The following is a 21,523-nucleotide window of genomic DNA, read 5'->3' on the forward strand; positions in this document are numbered from 1 at the left end:
CTCGTGGAACCTGCAACCCACGGGAAGGCGCCGCCCAGGCCGGCCGAAGACGGCCGGTGCTCGGGAGACCGTCGAACATGATGGGGTCGCGGCCGCTCCTCCGAAGGGAAGAGGCTCGATGCCGGCGCTTTCGGCCGGCACATGGGGAAATAGCTCAGGTGGCAGAGCACTGGTTTTGCAATCCAGAGGTCACCGGTTCGAATCCGGTTTTCTCCACGCAGGGGTGCATCCACTCAGCGGCTACGGCCTGCTGACGGATCGTGGTGACCAGACCGGACGACCCAGCGCCCTTTTCACGTCTGTGCACACCGGGCCAGGTGCGAGCGCTGCGGCTGGGACCCGCATCTCCCCTGCCCCGTTACCTTTTTGATCGCCCCCAGCCGGGGGCTGCTCGGTCGCTCGGCCCGGTATGACTTACCGCCCCTGTCGCACACATGATCCGGGGGGTGTTGTCGCCGGGCCGGGTGGCGTCGGCAAGACCGCTGATAGGGACCCGGCCACCCGATGCTGGGTAGGTCTCTCCGTAACGTGGCTGCCGGCAGTCCGACGCTCTGACCAGCGGCCGAGCCCATGGTGGACATCGTGGGAGGCAAAGCGTGGACAACGCGTACGGCGTGTTCCTCGGCCTGGACGTCGGCAAAACTGATCATCACGCGGTCGCGTTGAACCCGGAGGGCAAACGGCTGCACGACGCAGCCCTGCCGAACACCGAGGCCGGGCTGCGGAAACTGTTCGACAAGCTGGCCCGTCACGGCCAGATCCTGGCGGTGGTCGACCAGCCGGCCTCGATCGGCGCCCTGCCCGTCGCGGTTGCCCGAGCCTGCGGGCACCAGATCGCCTACCTGCCAGGCCTGGTCATGCGCCGACTCGCTGACCTGCACCCAGGAACGGCCAAGACCGACGCCCGTGACGCCTACGTGATCGCCGACGCCGCCCGGACCCTGCCGCACACGCTGCGCCGCGTCGACGCCGGCGACGACACTCTGGCCGAGCTGGAAATGCTGGTCGGCTACGACGACGACCTCGCCGGTGAGGTCACCCGCATCAGCAACCGGATCCGCGGTCTGCTCACCCAGATCCACCCGCCCCTGGAACGAGTCCTGGGCCCGAAAGTCCAGCACGCGGCCGTCCTGGACCTGTTATCGCGCTGCGGCGGCCCGACCGGGCTGCGCAAGGCCGGCCGGTCGAAACTCGTCGAGATCGCCAAGCCGCGGGCACCTCGCATGGGCGTCCGGCTCGTCGAACAAATCTTCACCGCTCTCGACGCGCAAACCGTGGTCGTTCCCGGCACCACCGCGGCCGAGACCATCCTGCCGAAGCTGGCCGAAAATCTGCGTGACCTGCTGAAACAACGAGACCAAGTCGCTGTCCAAGTCGAGGAGATGCTTGACGCTCACCCTCTTTCCTCGGTCCTGATCTCGATGCCCGGCGTCGGGGTCAGGACCGCAGCCCGGATCCTGCTCGAAGTCGGCGACGTCGCCGCGTTTCCCACCTCCGGACACCTGGCCGCCTACGCCGGCCTGGCACCGGTCACCCGCCGCTCGGGCACCAGCATCCGCGGCGAGCATCCACCCAAAGGCGGCAACAAGCAGCTCAAACGAGCGTTCTTCCTGTCCGCATTCGCTGCCCTGTCCGATCCACTCAGCCGGGCCTACTACGACCGGAAAAGAGCCGAAGGCAAGAAACACAACGCGGCCCTCATCTGCCTGGCCCGCCGCCGCGTCGACGTCCTGCACGCCATGCTCCGCACCTCAACGCCCTACCAGCACAAACCGGTAGAAAACCTTGCGCTCGCTGCTTGACAAAAGCTATAGGGACACCCCCCGACAAGCAGCGAACAGTACCGATCTTTTCTGCCAGGTGCCCGGCCCCGACTCGATCGACCCGGCACCGCTGCGGACCTCTCGCCCGCCCTGTCTCCGTAGGGGAGCCTGGAGTCCCCGTCACCCTGTCACGGTGAAGACCGCGGGTCCGAGTCCCGCCGGAGACGCCTGCGGCAAGTTCATGGGAACTGAAGCTGCCTCAGGGCGAACTTGAAACCCCTGCAACGCCCTGAGCAGCACCTCGCCTCTAAGTTCCGGAGGAAGCTGGTCCGGGAGCGTGGGGCGTCGGAAGGGCCCCGGTTGGGCCGCAGAGCGGCATCCACGGGGCCCTTTGCGGGACCGTCTCTACCCGTCGACCGACGAGAGTGCTTTCCGCAGAATCTGGCGGGCTCTCTGGAGGTGCACTCGGACGGTGCTCTGGCTGATGTTCAGGCTGTCGGCGATCTCGTTGGTGGGGTAACCGTCGTAGTAGAGGGATATGACCTGGCGCTGCATGGGCGTAAGGAGTGCGAAGAGGCCCCTAACGGCATCGGCCTCCAGGGCAGCCGAGTCGAGTCCCGATTCCTCGGAGACCACGAAAGGTCCGCCTTGCAGGGCCCACCGCTGGGCCTCCCTATGCGCCCGTGACTGCATTTTGATCAGCGCATGTCGGGCTACGACATGAACGAAACGGTCAGGTTCGCCGATCTCGGACCAGCGTTCGTAGACGGCAGCCATTGCTTGCTGGACCGCGTCTTCCGCGTCCGCGCGTGAGGCACCCGAATAGAGCAGTCGCCGCACGACCTGCCCGAAGGTATTCATGAAGAAGGCGTCGAACGCGGGGTCCGAACCCCGAATGGGGTCCTTGTCACGGCCAGGCGAAGGTTGGCGAGGTCGACGGTCGTCAACCTCGCCACCGGTGCGGGACTCGGAGCGCTCCGGGATCGCCGGCCTTGCTCCCGAGCCCCGCTCGGACGATGTGGACGAGAAAGTCAAGATCACTCGTCGCCTGGCGGCCGGCCCCGCGATCCGAGGTGGACGACAACGACACGGTCCTTCGCCCAGTCCTTCACGCGCCTGATCGTGGAGATCGCCACGTCGATGGCGAAAACGGCGCCGGCAACGACCGCCACCCCGTGCAGGGTCGGGTCGGTGACGTTTCCGGCAGTGGTGAATGACTCCCAGGGGACAAAGTGCAGTCCCAGGCTCGTTACCATCGTGCCGCCGGTGATGGTCCTGCGCTTCAAGGCGCGCGAGTGCTGTTCGCAGTCATGGCTGCGCTCACCCGCAGTGATCTCGCTCAAAGGGGTACTCCTGTGTCAGCTGGCGACCCCCGCTCCGGCCAAAGATTGGGTATCGCCGTGTTGAATTGTGCGAGAGGTATCGTCCTCTCTGTCCGGCCTCGACTCAACCAACAGGGCCTAGCGCGTGACATAATTCACATATAGGCCCGACCGATCACTCTTGACTATCGACGTGGCTCGACATCTCGCACAAGCGCGCGTTTAGATCACTAGGCGACTTATTTTGTGATTCAGGTCACTATGATCTTGCTTGTGTAAGCGAACCGGTCGTTCGGAAACTCTTACTAGTAGACGCGGGAAACTGTGTCAGTCGGGTCCGTCGTCCGCTCCGGCCAAGAGATTTAGGCGGCGGACCCAAACCAAACTTCGGGTGCGGCCCCATCTAGGAATGATCCCGCCACTGCGCCAACGTCGTGAACGCATACGCACCGCGCCGACGATCGCAGCGTCAGCGACGGAAACGCGGATCGTGCCCGAGCAACTGCTCGGCGACCCGGAGAAACCTCAGCGCGGTGGTGTCACTGCATCCGAACACGGTCATGAAGTGGAGCGGATCCGGGCCGTGAGCGATCAGCTCATCGAGCAGCCGGTCCTGGCGCAGCTGGACCAGGGTGATCCCCAAAGGCTTCATCACTATCTTGGACCATGACTTGCTGACCGGCCCGATCTCGGCCGCGGTCTGCTGGGTGATCAGCAGGTGCGGGTTCCGGGTGTTCGGCCAGCGGGTCCGCCTGTGGTCGAGATAGCTGGTCAGCGCGTTGAACGTCAAGTCATGCAGAGGCCAGGGCTGGCCCTCGACCACCAGCATCCGCTCGCCGAGGTTGACGTCGACGACGAGCAGCCGACGCATCTGAACCGGCCGGAGAGCCTGTCCGATCGCCAGGCCGACCAGCACGGTTCGTTCCGGTCGGCCTGCCGCCCAGGAGACGGCTCGCCGAAGCTCCTCGTCGGGCAGTGGCCGGGCGGCGACAAGCCGGTCCCGGCCAGGAAGGGATAGGGGGGTGGTCGGATTGCGGAAGATCAGCTGGTCCCGCTTGAGCCGCCGGAACAGCGACCGCAGGGCCGTGAGCTGGTGCGTGCGGTAGTCCAAGTCTTGTCCCCTGGCGAAGGCGACCGCCTTGATGTCGTCCCGGACGACCTCGCGTAACGAGTCGTATCGATCTGACCATGCCCGCAGCGGCGGCAGCAGGTAGGCCAGCTCGCGGTAGACGCCCTCGACGGGCCTGGACTTCGACCGCGGCAGCCGTCCTCGAAGGAAGTCGATCCAGTGACGGACCTCGTGCTCGATCCGTGGCGCCAGCCCGTCGAGTTGCCGGTCGACCCATGCCGCGAGGGCGTCCGGGGTGTCGTCGTGCAGGAGGCCCATCTCGTTCAGGACCTCGGCGGTGCGCTCAGCGGACATCTTCCGGCGCCCGAGCTGGCGTAGCTCCGACATGCGAATCTGCTGTCCGTCGTCCGGCCGGCAGCCCAGAACTGCGGTCAGCGCCCGGTTGACCCCGAGGACGGTGTGATGGGACCAGCCGCCCCTATCCGCGAGTCTGGCCGACACAGCATGAGCGTGAAACAGCCGGGGATCGTCGCAAACGGCGGCCTCCTTGCGGACGAAGAGCGACAAGTCCCGGTTCAGGTCGAACAGGACGCCCTGGACCCCGACGGGTGGTCCCCAGGATGCTGGCGCTGGCGGCGGCGGCCGCGGCTCGACACGGCGGAGCCCGCCCAGTTGGAGATGCCGCAGCATCTCGGCGAAGAACAGCTGTTGACTCGGATGCTGCTTGAGCCGGTCAAGGGGCCTGATCTGGTGACCCGAGCCGGCCCGACGGCCGGCCTCGTGCCGGCAGAGGCGACAGACGCCGTGCAGGAGCGCTGCCTCGCGGTGGCAAAACCGGCAGGGCCCGACCGGATAGCGCCGACGGTTCTGCGAGCAGGCGTAGCACCAGCTGCCCTGAAAGGCAGGTAGGCCACCGATGCGGACGGGTCCCCAGGAGAGACAGTCAAGGCAACCACGCTGGCTCGCGCTCGGGTGGCAGTTGCGGCAGTAGCCCTTGGTCCAGTGCTTGCCTTCGCCGCAGACTTTGCAAGGCGGGGGCGGGTCTTGACCGGGAACACGCACCACCAGCAGAGATACTTCTGTTTCCCGGGACCGCTCAGGATCGGGTGGGCCTGGCATCGCCGGCAGGTTTGCGGCTGCCACCCGGGGTCGTGAGTTCTCACGCGGGTGGCAGGGTGCGCCCGCCGCGGCTGCGGCTGATCTAAAAGCGCCCGGCCGGGGCAGTTTGGCCAGCCGTCCCGGTTTGACCGACCGCGGTGGCCTGGCCGGCGGCTTCGGCCTTGGCAACATAAGTGAAGACGTGCAGCCCGCCAAGGTGGTCAAGCCCCTTGTGAGTGCTGGCTCGTACGAGGGATAGATCCACCAGGGGCCGTGCGCGTGAGGTTGCTGGTTCGGAAATTTCGACCGCTCACCGAAATGCGCCGCCGGCAAGGCAACCCGGGGGCCGGCGCGTATGAGATTCTGAGTCACACGGTCGCACCGAATCCGGCAACCGGCGGCGGATCGTCCCGGATCATTGATCTACTTGGGCGCAAAGCGCTTGCACATCCGGGAGGGCGGCGTGACGTCATGGTGTAGTCGTGCGCGATCAGCCGAACCCCAAGACCTGGTCCCGCCGACCGGAGCGACAGTGGCCATCCGGATGCCGACCGCGGAGAAGCGAACCGCCCACGACATCACCGACGGGGTACCCGTCTCCTGGGTGATCCAGCCGGATGGTTCGGCAGCCGCCTACCCCAGCGAACGGTGGCAAACCCGCTCCTAGCTGTACCAACGCCCTCAGCGCGTGCCGTGCACCGCCGACACGCTTTACTAATGATCTGACAACTCACGGTGGTCACGATCTATTCGGACGAGCGCCTGGACCGCAACCTGGGCGGCTGGGAGATGCCGGTGTCCTGGGTGCAGTCGATCAACCCGGTCTTCATCATCATCCTGTCCGGGGCGTTCGCCGCGCTCTGGACCCGCCTCGGCGACCGGCAACCCTCGACCCCGATCAAATTCGCCGCCGGTACGACGTTGATGGGGCTGGCGTTCCTGCTCTTCCTGCCGCTGGCCGGCGGCGGACCGCACAGCGCGCCGCTGCTCGCCCTGGCCGGCATCCTGTTCGTCTTCACCGTGGCCGAACTGCTGCTCTCCCCGGTCGGCCTGTCCCTGGCCACCAAGCTGGCGCCGCACGCCTTCCAGACGCAGATGGTGGCCCTGTTCTTCCTGTCCGTCGCGCTGGGCACGGCGGCGTCCGGGAGCCTGGCGCAGCTCTACAGCCCCGAGCACGAGGTCGCCTACTTCGGCATCCTCGGCGCTGTGGCGATCATCCTGGGCGTGGCACTGGGCGCGGCGGCCCGCCCGATCTCCCGCCTGATGGGCGACGTCCGCTGAATGCCATGCTGTCGATCATGACGGAGCGGGCGATGGCGGTTTTCGACGTGGACGGGGTGGTGGCGGATGTGCGGCACCGGCTGCGGCACATCGCGAACCGGCCGAGGAACTGGCCGGCCTTCTTCGCGGCGGCCGGGCGGGATCCGCTGCTCGCGGAGGGGGCGGACCTGGTCCGGGAATACGCCCGTGACCACGAACTGGTGTGGCTGACCGGGCGCCCGGAACGGCTGCGCGCGGTGACCGAGCGGTGGTTCGTCGAGCGCGGGCTGCCCGCCGGACGACTGCTGATGCGCGGCGACGACGACCGGCGCCCGGCCCGCGATTTCAAGGCCGGCCGGCTCGAACGCCTGGCGGCGCAGGGCACCATCGCGGTGGTCGTGGACGACGACCCGGATGTGGTGCGGCGGCTCAAGCGGGACGGCTATCCGGTGCGGCTGGCCGACTGGGTCCCGCACGCCGCCTCGCTGCGCGCCGCCCAGGAACGCGACGGCCGCACCTGACCCCGGACCCCACCTCCACTCGACGCGTTCAGGGCGGAAGCCGCCCTCGCGAATACAGATCTTGGACAGCGCCGTCAGCGGCGGCGGGAGAGGGCTACGCCGGTCAGGGCGACGGCGCCGCCGGCCAGGGCGAGCAGGTGCGGGGTTTCCGCGAGCAGGGGCCAGGCCAGCAGGATGGTCAGCGGCGGAACCAGGTAGGTGGTGACGCCGAGGCGGCCGGCGGTCATCCGGGTCAGGGCGTACGCCCAGGTGCCGAAGGCCAGGGCGGTGGGGATCAGGCCCAGGTAGACGACGCCGGCGATCGAGGCGGGCGGAGCGGTGCGCAGGTCGTGCAGGAGACCGCCGGTGAACGGGAGCGTGGTCAGCATGCCGACGGTGCAGGCCATCTGGGTCACCTGCAACGCGGGGAGGCGGCGCAGGGCCGGCTTCTGCAGGGTGACACCGACCGCCCAGGCGGCCGCCGCCAGCAGGCACAGGGCGACGCCGAGCGGGTCGGCGGCGCTGCCGCCGCGGCCGGCGAACCCGATCAGCAGGACGCCGCAGAACGCCACCCCGGCGCCGATCAGCAGGCGGCGCGGGAAGCCCTCGCCGAGGAAGACGCCGGCCAGGACGGCGATCAGGATCGGGCCGACGTTGACCAGCATCGCCGAGGTGCCGGCGTCGAGGCGTTGCTCGGCGGCGTTCAGGGCGACGTTGTAGAGACCGAACCAGATCACCCCGACGCCGGCGACCAGGGACCACTCGCGGGCGGTGGGGCGGACCCAGCCGCGGGTGATCAGCAGGGCGGCGGTGAGCGCGACGGTGCCGGTGGCGAGGCGGCCGAGGGCGAGCGGGCCGGCGCCGAAGTGGGCGTGTACGGCGCGGATCGCGACGAAGGCCGAGGCCCAGGCGGTGACGGTGACCACGACAGCGGTGAGCACGGTGATCGAGGGACGGACGCGGGCCGGGGCGACGGGGGTGGACATGCGGGTCACCGTAGACCGCCGACGGTTCGGCGGTCACCGCAGTGTCCAGGGCCGGGGCCGGCTCACGGCCACGCGCGGCGATCAGCGCCATCGTGCCGGATTTCTGCGATTATGCGGCATGACCGTTCTCCATTCGGTGCACACCGCGGACCTGAGCCCGAGTGACCGCAGCCGGATCCGGGATCTGCTGGACGACGCGTTCGGCGGCCGGTTCGACGATCACGACTGGGAGCACGCACTCGGCGGACTGCACATTCTGATCAGCGTGGACGGCACCCTGATCGCGCACGGTTCGGTGGTCCGCCGGCAGTTCCTGCACCAGGGCCGGTCGGTGCGGTGCGGGTACGTGGAAGCGGTCGCGGTGCATCCGGCGCATCGGCGGCGCGGATTCGGCTCAGCGGTGATGACCGAGGCGGAGCGGCTGATCGACCACGGGTACGCGCTGGGCGGGCTGTCCGCGTCGGCCTCCGCTGTCGATCTCTATCGGGGGCGGGGGTGGCGGCGCTGGCCGGGCGGGACCGCGGTGCTCGGGCCGGCCGGCGTCACGCCGACGCCCGGGGACGACGACAGCACGCTGCTGCGGCTCGTCCCGGGCGGCACACCACTGAGCGTCACCGACCCGGTGGTCTGCGACTGGCGCGACGGCGACGTCTGGTGAGTCCGGCGGTTCCACGGCCCGCCGGTCAGCCCGCCAACAGCGCCTTGGCGACGTCGAGGATCGCGGTGACGCCGGGATCGGCCGGCTTGCCGCAGTCCGCCACGGTCACGCTGCCGGCCGGCCGGGTGATCTGGTAGACGAACCCGTCGGAGCAGGCACCCGCCGGCGGGACGGCCGCGCCACGGGGCATCGGGGCCGCCAGGGCGCGGCGCAGGCCGGTCATCATGGCCGGCGGCACCGTGACGTGCCGCGCCTTCTGCCCGCGCCGGGTCACCGTCGCGGCGCCGTCCGCATCGATCGACACCCGGTCGTCGACGCCGGCGATGCCCCCGGTGCGGGTGATCACCACCGGGAAGGCGGCGGCGTCCGCCACCGCCGTGGACGGCGCGGCCGGGACCGCGGCGGAGGTCACGGCCGGCGAGCCGGCCGGGGAGGCGGGCGTGGACCCGGGCGTGGACACCGGTGACGACGCGACCGGGGATGTCGCCGGGGACCCGGCCGCGGTGGTGCCGGTCGAGCAGCCGGCGAGTCCGGCGATCAGCAGGGCCGGCAGCACGCGCGCGGCGAAAGCATTTCTCATCAGCATTCCCGGAGTTCGGTGGATAGGCCGGGAGGCGATTCTAGACGACCGGCACCCGCTCCGTATTCCATAACCCTTCTTAAATGTAACCCACCGTGACGTGCCGCTATGACGTTCTGCTACCGACAGGTAACCCCATGCGGTAGAAGATCTCCGTACGGTGACCGAAGTTTTAAGGGTTTCTTATTTCCATTGCCGCCGGCCTATTCGTTGCGGATGCTCGCGTCGAACCGACGAGAGTGCGGCGGCCGCGAGCCGGCCCCGCCGTCCGCGCTCTCCCGCACACCCCGGGCCGACCGGGCAACGCCGGGCACGATCCGGTGTGCCGATGGCGCGGGACCCCTCAAGGAGCAACGCTTGAAGCACAAAGTCGCGCTGGCGACGACCCTGACGGCCGTCACCGTCGCGGGTTCCATCGCACTCACCATGCCGCAGGGCAACGCGGCCACCACCGCGGGTCATCAGCCGCCTGCGGCCGATGGGCCGGCGCCGGTGGCGTTGGCCACGTCCTCGGCCGCGGATCTGGTCGCCAAGAAGCCGAAGGCGTTTTTCAAGAGTCGGTTCGACAGGCTTGATCGGCGTCAGGTGGTCAGTCAGAACGGTTTGCAGTATGTGGTGTACGAGCGGACCTATCGGGGTTTGCCGGTGCATGGTGGTGATGCGGTGGTGGTCACCGACAGCCGCGGCCGGGTGCTCAACGAGTATGTTGCGCAGGAGCAGGCGTTGTCGGTTCCGGTGACCGCGAAGGTTTCGGCGGCCGCGGCGGCGCGGACCGCGCAGAAGCAGTTGGTCAAGGTGAGCGCGGTGTCTCCGGCGGCGTTGCAGGTGGTGGCGCAGGGTGCCGGTGTGCTGGCGTACGAGGTGGTCGTGGCGGGTGCCAAGCGTGCTGCCGGCGGTGTGGTGCCGAGTAATCTGCATGTGTTCGTGGATGCCACCACGGGCAAGGTGCTGCCGGAGCTGACCCGGGACGACATCGTCGACGCGGCCGGGCACGGCGCCTACTACGGTGATGTGACGTTCGACGACACCAGCAGCGGCGGCCGGTTCACCATGAGTGACCCGAAGCGTCCCGGTCTGCAGTGTGGCGGGCAGAACGGTGTCGCGTTGAGCAAGGCCACCGACAGTTGGGGTGGTGGCGCGGCCACCGACCAGGAGACCGGTTGTGTCGATGCGATGTTCGTGGTCTCCCGCGAGTGGGACATGCTGCACGACTGGCTGGGCCGTAACGGTATCGACGGTAACGGGCATGCTTTCCCGATCCGTGAAGGCCTCAACGATGTGAACGCGTTCTGGAACGGCTCCCGGGTCGAGATCGGGCATTCCTCGGACGGTCGGCGGCTGCTCAACACGATCGACGTGTTGGGTCACGAGTTCGGTCACGCGATCAACCAGTTCACCCCGGGCGGGTCCAGCGGCGGCAACGAGGCCGGCGGCATGAACGAGTCGACCGGTGACATCTTCGGCGCGTTGACCGAGTTCTTCGCCAACAATCCCCTGGACAAGGGTGACTACACCGTCGGTGAGTTGGCGAACCTGACCGGTAACGGGCCGATCCGTAACATGGCGGACCCGTCGAAGCTGGGTGACCCGAACTGTTTCTCCAGCGCGATCCCGAACACCGAGGTGCACTCGGCGGCCGGGCCGCAGAACCACTGGTTCTATCTGCTGGCCGAGGGTTCGCGCCCGACTGATGGTCAGCCGGTCAGTCCGACCTGCAACAACAGCACGGTCACCGGGGTCGGGATCCGGAAGGCCGGTCAGATCTACATGGCCACGCTGATGCGTAAGACCACCGGCTGGAACCACGCCAAGGCCCGGGCCGCCTCGGTCGCCGCGGCCGCCCAACTGTTCGGCAACGGCACCGAATGCGCCACCGTCAAAGCCGCCTGGGACGCCGTCAGCGTACCGGCCGGCACCGGCGAACCGTCCTGCACCGGCGCCGGCACCCCGGTGCGGACCCCCACCGCCACACCGCCGCAGACCCCGACCGCCACGCCGTCGCGCAGCCCGGCCACCTCGCCGACGTCCGCTCCGGCGCCGTCCGGGGCCTGCCAGAGCGGGTTCGCGTCGCACGCCACCGGCCAGATCGGCGAGGGCGCCACCGTGGTGGGCGCGTCGTTCACCGCGCGCCGTGGCCGGCAGACCGCCTGCCTGGCCGGACCGTCCGGCACCGACTTCGACCTGTACCTGGACCGCAACGTCGGCGGCCGGTGGACCACCGTGGCGAAATCGACCGGGGAGACGTCCCGCGAGGCGATCACCTTCAGCGCCGCGGCCGGGACCTACCGGTACCGGGTGGTGTCGTACGCCGGCTCGGGCAAGGCCGTGCTCGGCTGGAACGCCCCGGCCTGACCGGGATTCCGCGGTGCCGGGACCGCGCGGCGGTCCCGGCACCGCCGTCTGTCGTACAGGATTGAACTATACGGTTTATTACTTGCAATGCGAAATGTTTGATGTTGATTAGATCACCCTAATTTTTTCGCCCGGTTATAGCGCGCTTCGCGGCGAAATATGCGGAAAGCCCCGGCACTCGGCTTGGTAGTGTCCTGCTACCCGCGGGGAGATCAAAAACGGGGGAATCCCTCCGCGGAACAGACGCCTCTCCCCATTCATCGGCCCGTTCCCGACGAGCCGGTGAATACTGTCGCGCACCGCACCGGTGCCGGCAGTCCAGCGGGGTCCGGCGGTTCCATACTGGGGGGTGCCGAGCCGCCGGGCCCCGCGCCCCGAGAAATCGGAAGCGGCGGAGAACGCGCGGTCGAGGCGCTGCCCGGCGTCGCATTGCTGAACGCCGAGCAGCGGATTACCGAACGCCGACCGGCAGGGTCAGCTCAGCGTCCACTTCTGATTGCTGCCGCCGTTGCAGGTCCACAGTTCGACGAGCGTGTTGTTGGCGGTGGCGGCGCCGGTCACGTCCAGGCAGAGGCCGGACTGCACGCCGGTGATGGTGCCGTCGGCGTTGACCGTCCACTGCTGATTGGTCTGGCCGTTGCAGTCCCAGATCTCCACCTTGGTGCCGTTGGTGGTCTGGTTGTTGTAGGCGTCCAGGCACTTGCCGAGGACCTGGAGCTGGTTGCCGACCCGGGTCCAGCGCTGGTTGCCGCCCCCGTTGCAGTCCCAGATGACCACCTGGGTGCCGTTGGTGGTGCTGCTGTTCGGGTCGTCCAGGCAGCGGCCCGAGCCGGCGCCGCGGATGGTGACGACGGTGTCGGTGCCGCCGCCGGTGGTGCCGCCGGACACCCGGTACATGACCACGCCGTGCCCGGGGACGCCGGCGCTGATCGTCCCGGTGGTGCTGCCGCTGGTTCCGGCCCACAGGTCGGCCAGCCCGTAGCTGGACGCCCCGGACTTGCCGATCGCCGCGACCGTGGTGCTGATCGTGGCGGTCGCCGCGTTCTCGTTGAACAGCACCACCGACACGTCGCCGTTCGCGAGGGGTTTGGCCAGTACGTCGAGCCCGCCGGTGGAGCTGACCAGGTGACCCTGCCGACCGGCGGAGTCCTGGTCGACCGCGATCACCGAGCGGTTGCCGAGGATGGACAGCGTGGTGGCACTGGCGGTGACCAGGTTGTTGCCGGCCAACAGCGGCGCGGCCATCTCGGCCCAGAGGCTGAAGTGCGCGCGGTCCTCGGTGGCGGTCATGCCGTTGCCGACCTCCAGCATGTCCGGGTCGTTCCACCGGCCGGGCCCGGCGTAGGCGGCCAGACCCACGTTCTGGTGGAAGATCGACAGCATGCTGGCGTAGTTCGCCTGGATGTCACCGGTGGTGCGCCACAGGTTGCCGACGTCACCGGCCCAGGTCCACGGCGCGTTCACCCCCCACTCGCAGATGCTGTAGACGATCGGCCGGCCGGTGGCGGCCAGCGCGTCACGCATCGCCGAGTACCGGGCGATGTACTGCGCGGTGGTGGTGGAGCCGCTGTTGTTGCAGTTGTCGTATTTCAGGTAGTCGACGCCCCACGCGGCGAACGAGCGCGCGTCCTGCGCCTCGTGTCCGAGGCTGCCCGGGTAGCCGGCGCAGGTGGCCGTCCCGGCGTCCTCGTAGATGCCGAGTTTCAGACCCTTGCCGTGCACGTACGCCGCGGTGCCGGCGATGCCGTCGGGAAACTTGCCGAGGTCGGGCTGCAGGTTGCCGGCCGCGTCGCGGCTCTTCTGCATCCAGCAGTCGTCGATGTTGACGTACTGGTAGCCGGCGGTCGCCAGGCCCGCCGAGACGATCTTGTCGGCGGTCTGTTTGACCAGCGCCTCCGACACGTTGCAGCCGTAGGCGTTCCAGTCGTTCCAGCCCATCGGCGGGGTGAGCGCCAGATTGTTGGGCAGCGCCTGCGCCGGGGAGGCGGCGACGCTACTGATCAAACCCGCTCCGAGCAGGAGCACCGCCGACCGGATCAGCAGCCGGCGCACGTTCGCACGTATTCCTCGACATGAATCGGTGGTCACACGCCGAGATTGCCAGAATGTTTCAAGACATTCAAGTGTGGCTATCTATGTGCGAAAATGTTCAGGAGCTGGAGATCCATTTCTGGTTCAGCGTCCACGTGCACGGCTGCAGCCGGACGGTGCCGTCGCCCTCGTCGGTCAGACAGGGCCCGTACCGTCCGCTGCGGATCTCCTCGATGAACCACCAGTCCTGGGCCGGGTCGCCGCCGTTGCAGGCCGCCACCCGCACCAGCGCGCCCTCGGCCCGGATGCAGTTCAGCCCGTTGTACAGCGCGCCGGTGCTCGCCTGATACCAGCGTTGACCGGGCGTCTGGTCGTCGCAGGCGCGGACGCTCAGCAGCGCGCCGACGGCGCCGCCGGTCAGGCAGCGGGTGTCGTCGGCCTTGGTGAAGACGCGGCCCTGATGCAGCGGTGGCGGGGCCGGCACCGGCGCGAACGCGGTCGTGCCGGCCACCAGAGCGGCCAGGACACGCGGGAGACGCGGCATGGGAGTCACTCTAGGAACTCCGGCACACCACCGCAGGCGATTGCCGGGTACACCGCCGGGTGGCGCGACGAGCAGAATGAGGATCATGGCGACCATCTATGACGTCGCGCAGCGTGCGCGGGTCTCTCCGGCCACCGTCTCCCGGGTGCTCAACGGGAACGACAGCGTCGATCCCGGGTTGGCCGACCGGGTGCGCGACGCGGTCCGCGAGCTGAACTACCGGCCCAACATGGTCGCCCGCAACCTGCGCCGCAGCCGCACCACGCTGTGGGCGGTGATCATCTCGGACGTCGAAAACCCGTTCTTCACCGCGCTCGTGCGCGGCGTCGAGGATGTCGCCCAGCGGGCCGGCTACTCGGTGGTGCTCTGCAACAGCGACGAGGACCCGGCCAAGGAGGCGCGATACGTGACCGCCGCCCTGGAGGACCGGATGGCCGGCGTGATCATCTCCAGTGCGGGCAGTACCGCGAACGTGACCCGGCTGATCGAGGCCGGCACCCCGGTGGTCGCGATCGACCGGCAGATCGGCGGCACCCGGGTGGACAGCGTGCTGGTCGACAACGAGCACGGCGCCGAGGCGGCCACCGCCCACCTGATCGGGAACGGATACCGCCGGATCGCCTGCATCACCGGGCCGGCCGCGGTCTCGACCGCCGTCCAGCGGCTGCGCGGCTACCGGCGCGCGCTGCAGACCCACAAGATCAAGATCGATGATGCGCTGGTACGCCACGCCGACTTCCGTGAGGACGGCGGCTACACCGCGATGGCCTCGCTGCTGGACGCCGGCGAACCCCCGGACGCGGTGTTCACCGCCAACAACCTGATGACCGTCGGCGCGGTCGAGTGCCTGGTCGATCGGGGCGTCGCCATCCCGGCCGGGCTCGGCGTGATCGGCTTCGACGAGGCGCCGGGCGCCCGGCTGCTGCGCCCGGCCCTGTCGACGGTCGCCCAGCCCACCTACGAGCTGGGACGCACCGCCGCCACGCTGCTCGCCGAACGGATCGCCGACCCCGACCGGCCCCCGTCCACGGTCACCCTGCTGACCGAGCTGCGGATCCGGGAGAGCAGCCGGGGTCAGGCGACCGTGCAGGCCGCCCCGTTGCGCGTGACGTCGACCGGCCGCGGATCCGCGCCGGTCGACGTGCCGTTGAAGCCGAAGCTCAGCGACGCCCCGGGGGCCGGCACGCCGTGGTGACCGAGGTTGGTGGCGGTCACCGCGGACCACGGCTTGACCTCAACCTTGGTTGAGTTCCTAACGTTCCTCGCATGCATGGCACCGATCGCGAGGAACGGCTGATGGACGAAATACCGCAACGAGTGGTGCTGGACGACCCGGCGGCTCGAACGACTGCAGAGAATGTCGCCGCGGACCTGGCGGCACAGTTGCAACGAGGCGGCGACACCTTGGACGCCGACGTATACGACGCCTGGTTCGCCGCCGACATCCTGTGGGGCAGCCCGTACGGAGCGACCCTGACGGGTTTCGAGGGATTGAACGCGATTCACCACCGCTTGATGGACCGGTCGGCGCCGGTGACCGCGCCCCCGGCGCCGGCCTCGCGGTTCGAAGTCGTGTCGGTTCTGGCACCCGCGCCCGGCGTCGTCGTGGCGCAGATCCGTCGGCAGGCACTGGCCGCGGGCGGCTTCTCGGAGATGGCGCTCTACGTACTCGTGGAACGCGCGGGCCGGTGGTGGCTGGCCGCCGCGCAGAACACGCCGATCAGGCCGGCAGATGGCGCGCTGTCGGCGTCTCCCGGCAACTGAACGACGTGCCGGTGGTCATGGCCGAGCACTCCCGTCGGCTGCCTTCTGCCGGTGGTACGACCGCAGCCCGGCCCGGCCTGCGGAGCACTTTCCGACGCCGGGATGGCATTGTTGACCGCCGTGACGGGATCTCTCCTGGCGGTCAGCGACCTGCACGTCTCCTACCAGCAGAACCGCGAGGTCGTCGAACGGATCCGGCCCGGGACCGGGGACGACTGGCTGATCGTCGCGGGTGACGTGGGCGAGCGCCCAGCCGACATCGGCTGGGCGCTCGGCCTGCTGCGCGACCGGTTCGCCCGGGTGATCTGGGCGCCCGGCAACCACGAGCTGTGGACCCATCCCCAGGATCCGGTCCGGCTGCGCGGCGACGAGCGGTATCAGTCACTGGTCGAGCTGTGCCGCGACCTGGACGTGGTCACCCCGGAGGACGAATATCCGATGTGGACCGGCGCCGGCGGGCCGGTGGTCGTCGCCCCGCTGTTCGTGCTCTACGACTACTCGTGGCTGGCGCCGGGCGCGACCACCCGGGAGGAGTCGCTGAAGCTGGCGTACGACGCGGGTGTCGTCTGCACCGACGAGATGATGCTCTTCCCCGACCCGTACCCGGACCGGGCGGCATGGTGCGCGGCCCGGGTCGCCTACACCGAGCAGCGGCTGTCCGCGATCGACCCGGCCCTGCCGACCGTGCTGGTCAGCCACTGGCCGCTGCGGCGGGAACCGACCGACGTGCTCTGGCATCCGGAGTTCCGCCAGTGGTGCGGCACCGACCGGACCGCGGACTGGCACCTGCGGTTCCGGGCCGCCGTCGCGGTCTACGGCCACCTGCACATCCCCCGCACCACCCGGTACGACGGGGTGCGCTTCGAGGAGGTGTCGCTCGGCTACCCGCGCGAGTGGGGCCGGCGCGGCGACCAGCCCCAGCCGGTGCGGCGGATCCTCGGCACCCCTTGACTGCGCGGTAGGGGTGCCCGGCCGGGCCGGGCCCGGATAGCTTCCGGCAATGCAGCTGCCGCACGGATACACCGTCGCCCTGGACGTGCGCACCCGTGTCGTCGACGGCGGCCGCGCGCTGCTCGGCGGGGCGCCCGGCACCCACCTGCTGCGGCTCACCCCGAAAGCGCGACGGCTGCTGGCCGGCCGCACCCTGCGGGTGACCGACCCGGCCAGCGCGGCGCTCGCCGAGCGCCTCCTCGATCTGGCGGTCGCCCACCCGGTCGTGGCCGACCTGCCGGCCCCGGCCGACGCCGGCGTCACCTACGTGATCCCGGTGCGCGACCGGCCGGCGCCCCTGGCCCGGCTGCTGGCCAGCATCCCGGCGGGCAGTGACGTCATCGTGGTCGACGACGCCTCACGGAACCCGGCGGCGATCGCGGCGGTCGCCGCGCGGTACCGGGCCCGCCTGCTGGCCCTGCCGGTGAACCGGGGCCCGGCGGGCGCCCGCAACGCCGGCCTGCGATCGGTGCGGACACCGTTCGTCGCCTTCGTCGACTCCGACATCGTCCTGGACCCCGGCACCGTCCCGACGCTGCTGCGGCACTTCGCCGACCCGCGCACGGCGGTGGCGGTCCCCCGGATCACCGGGCTGCGGACCGCACGTTCGGAAACCTGGATCGGGCGGTACGAGGAATCCCGCTCGTCACTCGACCTGGGCTCGCGCCCCGCGTCGGTGCGCCCCGGGTCGTACGTCTCCTGGGTTTCGACCGCCTGCCTGGTGGCCCGGGTCAGCGCCACCGGCGACGGCTTCGACGAGGACATGCGGGTCGGCGAGGACGTGGACTTCGGCTGGCGGGCGGTGCGGGCCGGTTGGCGGGTCCGGTTCGAGCCGTCAGTGGCGGCGGCGCACGAGCACCGGGTGCGGTTCGGCGACTGGTTCGTCCGCAAAGCCGAATACGGAACCGGCGCGCACCCGCTCGCCCTGCGGCACCCCGAGTCGGTCGCCCCGGCCGTCCTGCCACCCTGGGGTGTCGCGCTGGGCGCCGCCCTGCTGGCGCAGCGCCGCTGGTCCCTGCCGGTGGCGGCCGCGGTGTACGCGGTGACCGCCGCCCGGATCGCCCGCAAACTCGACGTCGACGGGGCGGCCGGCCTCGGGATGCGCCTGACCGGCGGCGGCGCCGTCACCGTGCTGCAGCAGGCGTCCGCGCTGGTCACCCGGCACTGGTGGCCGGCGACCGCGGTCGGCTGCCTGTTCTCGGCGCGGGTGCGGCGGGTCGCGGCGGTGGCCGCGGTGACCGACGTGGTGCTGGAGTATGCGACCCAGGGGTCCCGCGGGCGGATCCGGCTGGACCCGGTGCGGTACGGGGTGGCCCGGCGACTCGACGACATCGCCTACGGCGCGGGGGTGTGGTGGTCGGCGGCCAAGGGCCGGTCGGCGACCGCGCTGCGGCCGCGACTGCGCGGGTGAACGGGAGACGGCGGGCTTGGTGAGGGGCCGCTCCATGGGAACGCCTGCCCCACCAACGGTCCGCTCCGCCGGAAGTCCGCCCCATCGGAAGCCTGCCCCGCCGGGGGCCTGCCCCGCCGGAAGCCCGCCCCGCCGGAAGCCTGCCCCGCCGCGGGCCTGCCCCGCCGGGGGCCTGCCCCGCCGGAAGCCCGCCCCGCCGGAAGCCCGCCCCGCCGGAAGCCGTGCCCCACCAATAGCCCGCCCTCCCAGGGGGAACCGCCCTTGACATTGTGGCGCGAGCTCGAGCCGGTCCGGCGATAGCCTGTGGACAACGCGCTGGTGTGGATTTTCCGCGCGAAGCTTCGCGGCGTGATATGCCGCTACGACGTCGGCCGCGGCGCCCACTGCGCGGTGCGGGTCAGCAGGTCGGCGGTGAGCCGGTCGAGCAGCGCGCGCCCGGACTCCTCGGTCGCCCCGGTCGGGTCGCCGAGCACCCCGGTCGGGCTCACCGCGAGTACTCCACCGCGGCGCAGGTCGGGCAGGATCTCGGCGAGCGGGCGGAGGTCTCCGGCGACCGCGCGCTCCATCGCCACCGTCTGCGGCCGGAGCACCAGCATCATCGACGTCTCGGCCGCGCCGGCGTGCGGTTCGCCGGCCCATCGTGGCGTGTAGAGCAGGGTGTCGCGGCCTTCGGCGCGGAGCTGGCGGACGGCGCGGGTGACCGGTTCGGCGTTGCCGCCGTGGGCGGAGACGAACAGGAGCCGGTCGAAGGTCTCGGCGGCGGACCGGCCGAGTTCGACGATCAGCGTCTCGGTGGCCTGCTGGCCGATCGAGAGGGTGCCCGCGAAGCCGGCGTGCTCGCCGCTGGAACCGTAGGGGACGGGCGGGGCGATCAGCACGTCGTCGCGTACCGCCGCAAGCCTTTCGCAGAGCGCCACGGCGACGTCGGTGTCGGTGGCGAGCGGCAGGTGCGGGCCGTGCTGTTCGGTGGCGCCGAGCGGGATGGCGAGCAGGGCGCCGGCGGCCGCCCGGGCCTTGGTCTCCGGCCAGCTCAGGTCGGCTAGCCGCACGTCAGTTCCAGGCCGGCAGGCCGGCGAGCGGGTTCTCGTCGCACGGCCGGGCCGGGACGGCGGCGGCACCGGAGTGACCGATGCCGGCCGGGACAGCAGCAGCACCGGAGTGACCAATGCCGGCCGGGACAGCAGCAGCACCGGAGTGACCAATGCCGGCCGGGACAGCAGCAGCACCGGAGTGACCAATGCCGGCCGGGACAGCAGCAGCACCGGAGTGACCAATGCCGGCCGGGACAGCAGCAGCACCGGAGTGGCCGATGCCGACGGGGACGCTTCCGGGGCGGCCGATGCTGATCGGGACGGCGCGCGCCGCCCGCGCCGGCCGCGAGTGGTCGGGGCTGGGTCGCGGCGTCGCCCCGGCGGTGGCCAGTGCGGTAGCGCCGTGGCCGCGGACGCATTCCGGGTCGGGTCCGTCGAGGGGCAGGCCGGTGAAGAACTTCGCGGCCATGCAGCCGCCCCGGCACGCGTCGTAGGCGGAGCAGGAGGTGCAGGCGCCGCCGGACTGTTCGCCGCGCAGGCCGGCGAACAGCTCGGAGGACCGCCACACCGCGGCGAAGCCGCCGTGGTCGCGGACGTTGCCGGCGCGGAAGGTGTCGTGGATGGCGAACGGGCAGGCGTACACGTCGCCGACCGGGTCGACGAGGCAGACGACCCGGCCGGCGCCGCACAGGTTGAGCCCGGACAGCGGCTTGCCGTACGCGGCGAGGTGGAAGAAGGAGTCGCCGGTGAGCACTTCGCCGTCGTGGTCGACCAGCCAGTCGTAGAGGACGCGCTGCTGGTCGGCGGTCGGGTGCAGGCGCGGCCAGACGTCGGCGCCGCGCCCGGCCGGCCGCAGCCGGGTGAGTCGCAGCTGGGCGTCGTAGCGGGCGGCGAGGGCCGCGAAGTCGTCGAGCTGGCCGACGTTCTCCCGGGTCACCACCACCGAGATCTTGAAGCCGGCGAATCCGGCCTCGGCCAGGTTGTCCATCGCGCGCAGTGCGGTGGCGTAGGTGCCGGCGCCGCGGACCGCATCGTTCACCTCGGCGGTCGCGCCGTCCAGCGAGATCTGCACGTCGACGTAGTCGGAGCCGGCCAGCCGGGCGGCCCGCTCCCGGTTGATCCGCACACCGTTGGTGGAGAACTTGACGCCGACCCGGTGGGCGGTGGCGTAGTCGACCAGGTCCCAGAAGTCGGGGCGGATGGTCGGCTCGCCGCCGCCGATGTTGACGTAGAAGACCTGCATCCGCTCGAACTCGTCGATCAGCCGCCGGCACTCCTGCGTGGTCAGCTCGCCCGGGTCCCGCCGGCCGGAGCTGGACAGGCAGTGCACGCAGGACAGGTTGCACGCGTAGGTGAGTTCCCAGGTCAGGCAGATCGGCGCGGCCAGTCCCCGCTCGAAGTGACCGGTCAGCGGCATCGGTGTCGTCATCAGGTGTCCTCGCGGCGGCGGATCATGCCGGATCCGGCCAGGCTGGCCAGGGCCACGGCGTATCCGGGTAGTTGGTCAGGGCGCAGCCCGGCCGCGACGCACGCGGCTCGGGCGGTGTCGCGCTCGCCGAGCCCGCGCACGACGGTGAGCAGGTCCGGGCTCTTCAGGAAGGAGAGCTCCCGGGTGCCGAAGTGGTAGAGCAGGGCGCCGAACCCCTCCGGCCGGACCGCCACCCGCGGGTGCAGCTCCCAGGCCAGGTCCAGATCGAAGGGGCGGCGGTGCGGGTCAGTAGACACCACACATACCATCGATCGACACGGACTCGACCAGCAGCTCCTCGAGGAGCTCCGGGACGCCGGAGGCCGGCACCGGGACGCCGGAGGCGAGCGCCGGCTCGGTCACCGTGCTGTCGTCCTGCGCCATTGAAGCCTCAACCATTGAAGTCTCCCGATTTGTCGGTTCTTGATAAGGGCGCGCCTATCTCATTCGGCGACGCGGGTCCGGCCGACCCATACCAGGATTTCCGGCGTTTCGCTGTCCCGGTTCTCGAAGTGCTCGTAACCGCCATAGAAGGCAACCTTAACTTTTCCCGCGCCGGCGGCGACCTGCTGGTTACGAAACTCCGGGGGAAAGTCCGCCGGACCGCCGATGAGCGTGGCGTCGATTGTCCGACTCACGTCGTTCATCATTGCCTCCTGTTCGCCATGGCGCCGGTCAGGCGTCATTCCGGATGAA

21 protein-coding genes, 2 tRNA genes and 1 pseudogene are annotated in these 21,523 nt (G+C 70.2%); 11 read left to right on the plus strand and 13 right to left on the minus strand.

Going from position 1 to position 21,523, the window contains the following annotated elements; genetic code table 11:
* The first annotated feature begins 143 nt into the window (after positions 1-143).
* The 3 genes from ACSP50_RS29635 (at position 144) to ACSP50_RS42530 (ending at position 1,990) form a co-directional block, all read left to right on the plus strand.
* Positions 144-216 (plus strand) — tRNA-Ala (locus ACSP50_RS29635).
* 380 nt (positions 217-596) lie between these two features.
* Positions 597-1,802: an IS110 family transposase gene (locus tag ACSP50_RS29640; protein ID WP_014692983.1), complete on the plus strand. Its 1,206-nt coding sequence runs from the start codon at positions 597-599 to the stop codon at positions 1,800-1,802.
* A 113-nt stretch (positions 1,803-1,915) separates the two neighbouring features.
* Positions 1,916-1,990 (plus strand) — tRNA-Asp (locus tag ACSP50_RS42530).
* A gap of 178 nt (positions 1,991-2,168) precedes the next feature.
* On the opposite strand, the gene ACSP50_RS29645 is transcribed toward ACSP50_RS42530, so the two are convergent.
* The 3 genes from ACSP50_RS29645 to ACSP50_RS42535 all read right to left on the minus strand — a co-directional run bounded on the left by ACSP50_RS29645 (position 2,169) and on the right by ACSP50_RS42535 (position 5,219).
* Positions 2,169-2,624, minus strand: coding sequence for an RNA polymerase sigma factor (locus ACSP50_RS29645; protein ID WP_014692984.1), 456 nt, complete (start codon positions 2,622-2,624; stop codon positions 2,169-2,171).
* Positions 2,625-2,800: 176 nt separating this feature from the next.
* Positions 2,801-3,106, minus strand: coding sequence for a hypothetical protein (locus ACSP50_RS29650; protein ID WP_014692985.1), 306 nt, complete (start codon positions 3,104-3,106; stop codon positions 2,801-2,803).
* Between the two features lie 448 nt (positions 3,107-3,554).
* Complete coding sequence (locus ACSP50_RS42535) at positions 3,555-5,219, minus strand: hypothetical protein (protein WP_155123670.1); 1,665 nt, start codon at positions 5,217-5,219, stop codon at positions 3,555-3,557.
* A gap of 768 nt (positions 5,220-5,987) precedes the next feature.
* Between ACSP50_RS42535 and ACSP50_RS29660 the strand changes: the two genes are divergently transcribed.
* Both ACSP50_RS29660 and ACSP50_RS29665 read left to right on the plus strand, forming a co-directional pair.
* Positions 5,988-6,533, plus strand: coding sequence for an oligopeptide:H+ symporter (locus ACSP50_RS29660; protein ID WP_014692988.1), 546 nt, complete (start codon positions 5,988-5,990; stop codon positions 6,531-6,533).
* A 17-nt stretch (positions 6,534-6,550) separates the two neighbouring features.
* Positions 6,551-7,033, plus strand: coding sequence for a hypothetical protein (locus ACSP50_RS29665; RefSeq protein ID WP_197688098.1), 483 nt, complete (start codon positions 6,551-6,553; stop codon positions 7,031-7,033).
* Positions 7,034-7,107: 74 nt separating this feature from the next.
* On the opposite strand, the gene ACSP50_RS29670 is transcribed toward ACSP50_RS29665, so the two are convergent.
* Positions 7,108-7,998, minus strand: coding sequence for a DMT family transporter (locus ACSP50_RS29670; protein WP_014692990.1), 891 nt, complete (start codon positions 7,996-7,998; stop codon positions 7,108-7,110).
* Positions 7,999-8,116: 118 nt separating this feature from the next.
* Between ACSP50_RS29670 and ACSP50_RS29675 the strand changes: the two genes are divergently transcribed.
* A complete protein-coding gene (locus ACSP50_RS29675; RefSeq protein ID WP_014692991.1) occupies positions 8,117-8,656 on the plus strand; it encodes a GNAT family N-acetyltransferase in 540 nt (179 codons plus the stop codon).
* Positions 8,657-8,681: 25 nt separating this feature from the next.
* Here the strand turns inward: ACSP50_RS29675 and ACSP50_RS29680 are convergent, their stop codons facing one another.
* Complete coding sequence (locus ACSP50_RS29680; RefSeq protein WP_014692992.1) at positions 8,682-9,236, minus strand: Polycystic kidney disease protein 1-like 3; 555 nt, start codon at positions 9,234-9,236, stop codon at positions 8,682-8,684.
* Positions 9,237-9,593: 357 nt separating this feature from the next.
* Between ACSP50_RS29680 and ACSP50_RS29685 the strand changes: the two genes are divergently transcribed.
* On the plus strand, positions 9,594-11,588 hold the full coding sequence (locus tag ACSP50_RS29685; protein WP_014692993.1) for a M4 family metallopeptidase: 1,995 nt from the start codon (positions 9,594-9,596) through the stop codon (positions 11,586-11,588).
* 474 nt (positions 11,589-12,062) lie between these two features.
* Here the strand turns inward: ACSP50_RS29685 and ACSP50_RS29690 are convergent, their stop codons facing one another.
* Both ACSP50_RS29690 and ACSP50_RS29695 read right to left on the minus strand, forming a co-directional pair.
* Positions 12,063-13,640, minus strand: coding sequence for a glycoside hydrolase family 27 protein (locus ACSP50_RS29690; protein WP_014692994.1), 1,578 nt, complete (start codon positions 13,638-13,640; stop codon positions 12,063-12,065).
* 97 nt (positions 13,641-13,737) lie between these two features.
* Positions 13,738-14,163: a ricin-type beta-trefoil lectin domain protein gene (locus ACSP50_RS29695; protein WP_014692995.1), complete on the minus strand. Its 426-nt coding sequence runs from the start codon at positions 14,161-14,163 to the stop codon at positions 13,738-13,740.
* Between the two features lie 85 nt (positions 14,164-14,248).
* On the opposite strand from ACSP50_RS29695, the gene ACSP50_RS29700 reads away from it, so the two are divergent.
* Positions 14,249-15,358, plus strand: coding sequence for a LacI family DNA-binding transcriptional regulator (locus ACSP50_RS29700; RefSeq protein WP_014692996.1), 1,110 nt, complete (start codon positions 14,249-14,251; stop codon positions 15,356-15,358).
* Here ACSP50_RS29700 and ACSP50_RS44315 read toward each other — a convergent pair.
* Positions 15,310-15,435, minus strand: a pseudogene (locus tag ACSP50_RS44315) (hypothetical protein); the annotation flags it as partial. The gene ACSP50_RS29700 and the pseudogene ACSP50_RS44315 sit on opposite strands and share 49 nt — an antisense overlap.
* Here ACSP50_RS44315 and ACSP50_RS29705 point away from each other — a divergent pair.
* The 3 genes from ACSP50_RS29705 (at position 15,430) to mftF (ending at position 18,328) form a co-directional block, all read left to right on the plus strand.
* A complete protein-coding gene (locus ACSP50_RS29705) occupies positions 15,430-15,927 on the plus strand; it encodes a DUF4440 domain-containing protein (protein ID WP_197688099.1) in 498 nt (165 codons plus the stop codon). The pseudogene ACSP50_RS44315 and the gene ACSP50_RS29705 overlap by 6 nt on opposite strands.
* Before the next feature lie 102 nt (positions 15,928-16,029).
* A complete protein-coding gene (locus ACSP50_RS29710) occupies positions 16,030-16,878 on the plus strand; it encodes a metallophosphoesterase (RefSeq protein WP_014692998.1) in 849 nt (282 codons plus the stop codon).
* A 49-nt stretch (positions 16,879-16,927) separates the two neighbouring features.
* On the plus strand, positions 16,928-18,328 hold the full coding sequence (mftF, locus tag ACSP50_RS29715; protein ID WP_014692999.1) for a mycofactocin biosynthesis glycosyltransferase MftF: 1,401 nt from the start codon (positions 16,928-16,930) through the stop codon (positions 18,326-18,328).
* 359 nt (positions 18,329-18,687) lie between these two features.
* Here mftF and mftE read toward each other — a convergent pair whose 3' ends face one another.
* Genes mftE through ACSP50_RS29740 form a run of 5 tightly spaced genes read right to left on the minus strand, consistent with a single transcriptional unit; the run spans position 18,688 to position 21,474 of the window.
* A complete protein-coding gene (mftE, locus tag ACSP50_RS29720; protein ID WP_014693000.1) occupies positions 18,688-19,377 on the minus strand; it encodes a mycofactocin biosynthesis peptidyl-dipeptidase MftE in 690 nt (229 codons plus the stop codon).
* 1 nt (position 19,378) lies between these two features.
* Positions 19,379-20,788 (minus strand): mycofactocin radical SAM maturase, encoded by a 1,410-nt coding sequence (mftC, locus tag ACSP50_RS29725; protein WP_014693001.1) that lies wholly within the window; start codon positions 20,786-20,788, stop codon positions 19,379-19,381.
* Entirely contained in the window at positions 20,788-21,084 is a 297-nt protein-coding gene (gene mftB / locus ACSP50_RS29730; protein WP_043515728.1) for a mycofactocin biosynthesis chaperone MftB, read from the minus strand. Before mftB ends, mftC begins: the two co-directional genes overlap by 1 nt.
* The gene (gene mftA, locus ACSP50_RS29735) at positions 21,074-21,226 is read right to left on the minus strand and encodes a mycofactocin precursor MftA (protein ID WP_014693003.1); all 153 of its coding nucleotides are present in this window, start codon (positions 21,224-21,226) and stop codon (positions 21,074-21,076) included. Before mftA ends, mftB begins: the two co-directional genes overlap by 11 nt.
* 44 nt (positions 21,227-21,270) lie before the next feature.
* Positions 21,271-21,474, minus strand: a complete 204-nt coding sequence (locus ACSP50_RS29740) for a DUF5988 family protein (protein ID WP_014693004.1) — start codon at positions 21,472-21,474, stop codon at positions 21,271-21,273.
* Between the last annotated feature and the right edge of the window lie 49 nt (positions 21,475-21,523).

Source organism: Actinoplanes sp. SE50/110 (assembly GCF_900119315.1).
Lineage (GTDB): Bacteria > Actinomycetota > Actinomycetes > Mycobacteriales > Micromonosporaceae > Actinoplanes.

Bases quoted from the DNA above. Each gene is read 5' to 3' on its own strand.
- ACSP50_RS29645 (WP_014692984.1), bottom strand. From the start codon at position 2,624: ATGAATACCTTCGGGCAGGTCGTGCGGCGACTGCTCTATTCGGGTGCC.
- ACSP50_RS29665 (WP_197688098.1), top strand. From the start codon at position 6,551: ATGACGGAGCGGGCGATGGCGGTTTTCGACGTGGACGGGGTGGTGGCG.
- ACSP50_RS29670 (WP_014692990.1), bottom strand. From the start codon at position 7,998: ATGTCCACCCCCGTCGCCCCGGCCCGCGTCCGTCCCTCGATCACCGTG.
- ACSP50_RS29675 (WP_014692991.1), top strand. From the start codon at position 8,117: ATGACCGTTCTCCATTCGGTGCACACCGCGGACCTGAGCCCGAGTGAC.
- ACSP50_RS29680 (WP_014692992.1), bottom strand. From the start codon at position 9,236: ATGAGAAATGCTTTCGCCGCGCGCGTGCTGCCGGCCCTGCTGATCGCC.
- ACSP50_RS29695 (WP_014692995.1), bottom strand. From the start codon at position 14,163: ATGCCGCGTCTCCCGCGTGTCCTGGCCGCTCTGGTGGCCGGCACGACC.
- ACSP50_RS29700 (WP_014692996.1), top strand. From the start codon at position 14,249: ATGGCGACCATCTATGACGTCGCGCAGCGTGCGCGGGTCTCTCCGGCC.
- ACSP50_RS29705 (WP_197688099.1), top strand. From the start codon at position 15,430: ATGCATGGCACCGATCGCGAGGAACGGCTGATGGACGAAATACCGCAA.
- ACSP50_RS29710 (WP_014692998.1), top strand. From the start codon at position 16,030: ATGGCATTGTTGACCGCCGTGACGGGATCTCTCCTGGCGGTCAGCGAC.
- mftF (WP_014692999.1), top strand. From the start codon at position 16,928: ATGCAGCTGCCGCACGGATACACCGTCGCCCTGGACGTGCGCACCCGT.
- mftC (WP_014693001.1), bottom strand. From the start codon at position 20,788: ATGACGACACCGATGCCGCTGACCGGTCACTTCGAGCGGGGACTGGCC.
- mftA (WP_014693003.1), bottom strand. From the start codon at position 21,226: ATGGTTGAGGCTTCAATGGCGCAGGACGACAGCACGGTGACCGAGCCG.
- ACSP50_RS29740 (WP_014693004.1), bottom strand. From the start codon at position 21,474: ATGAACGACGTGAGTCGGACAATCGACGCCACGCTCATCGGCGGTCCG.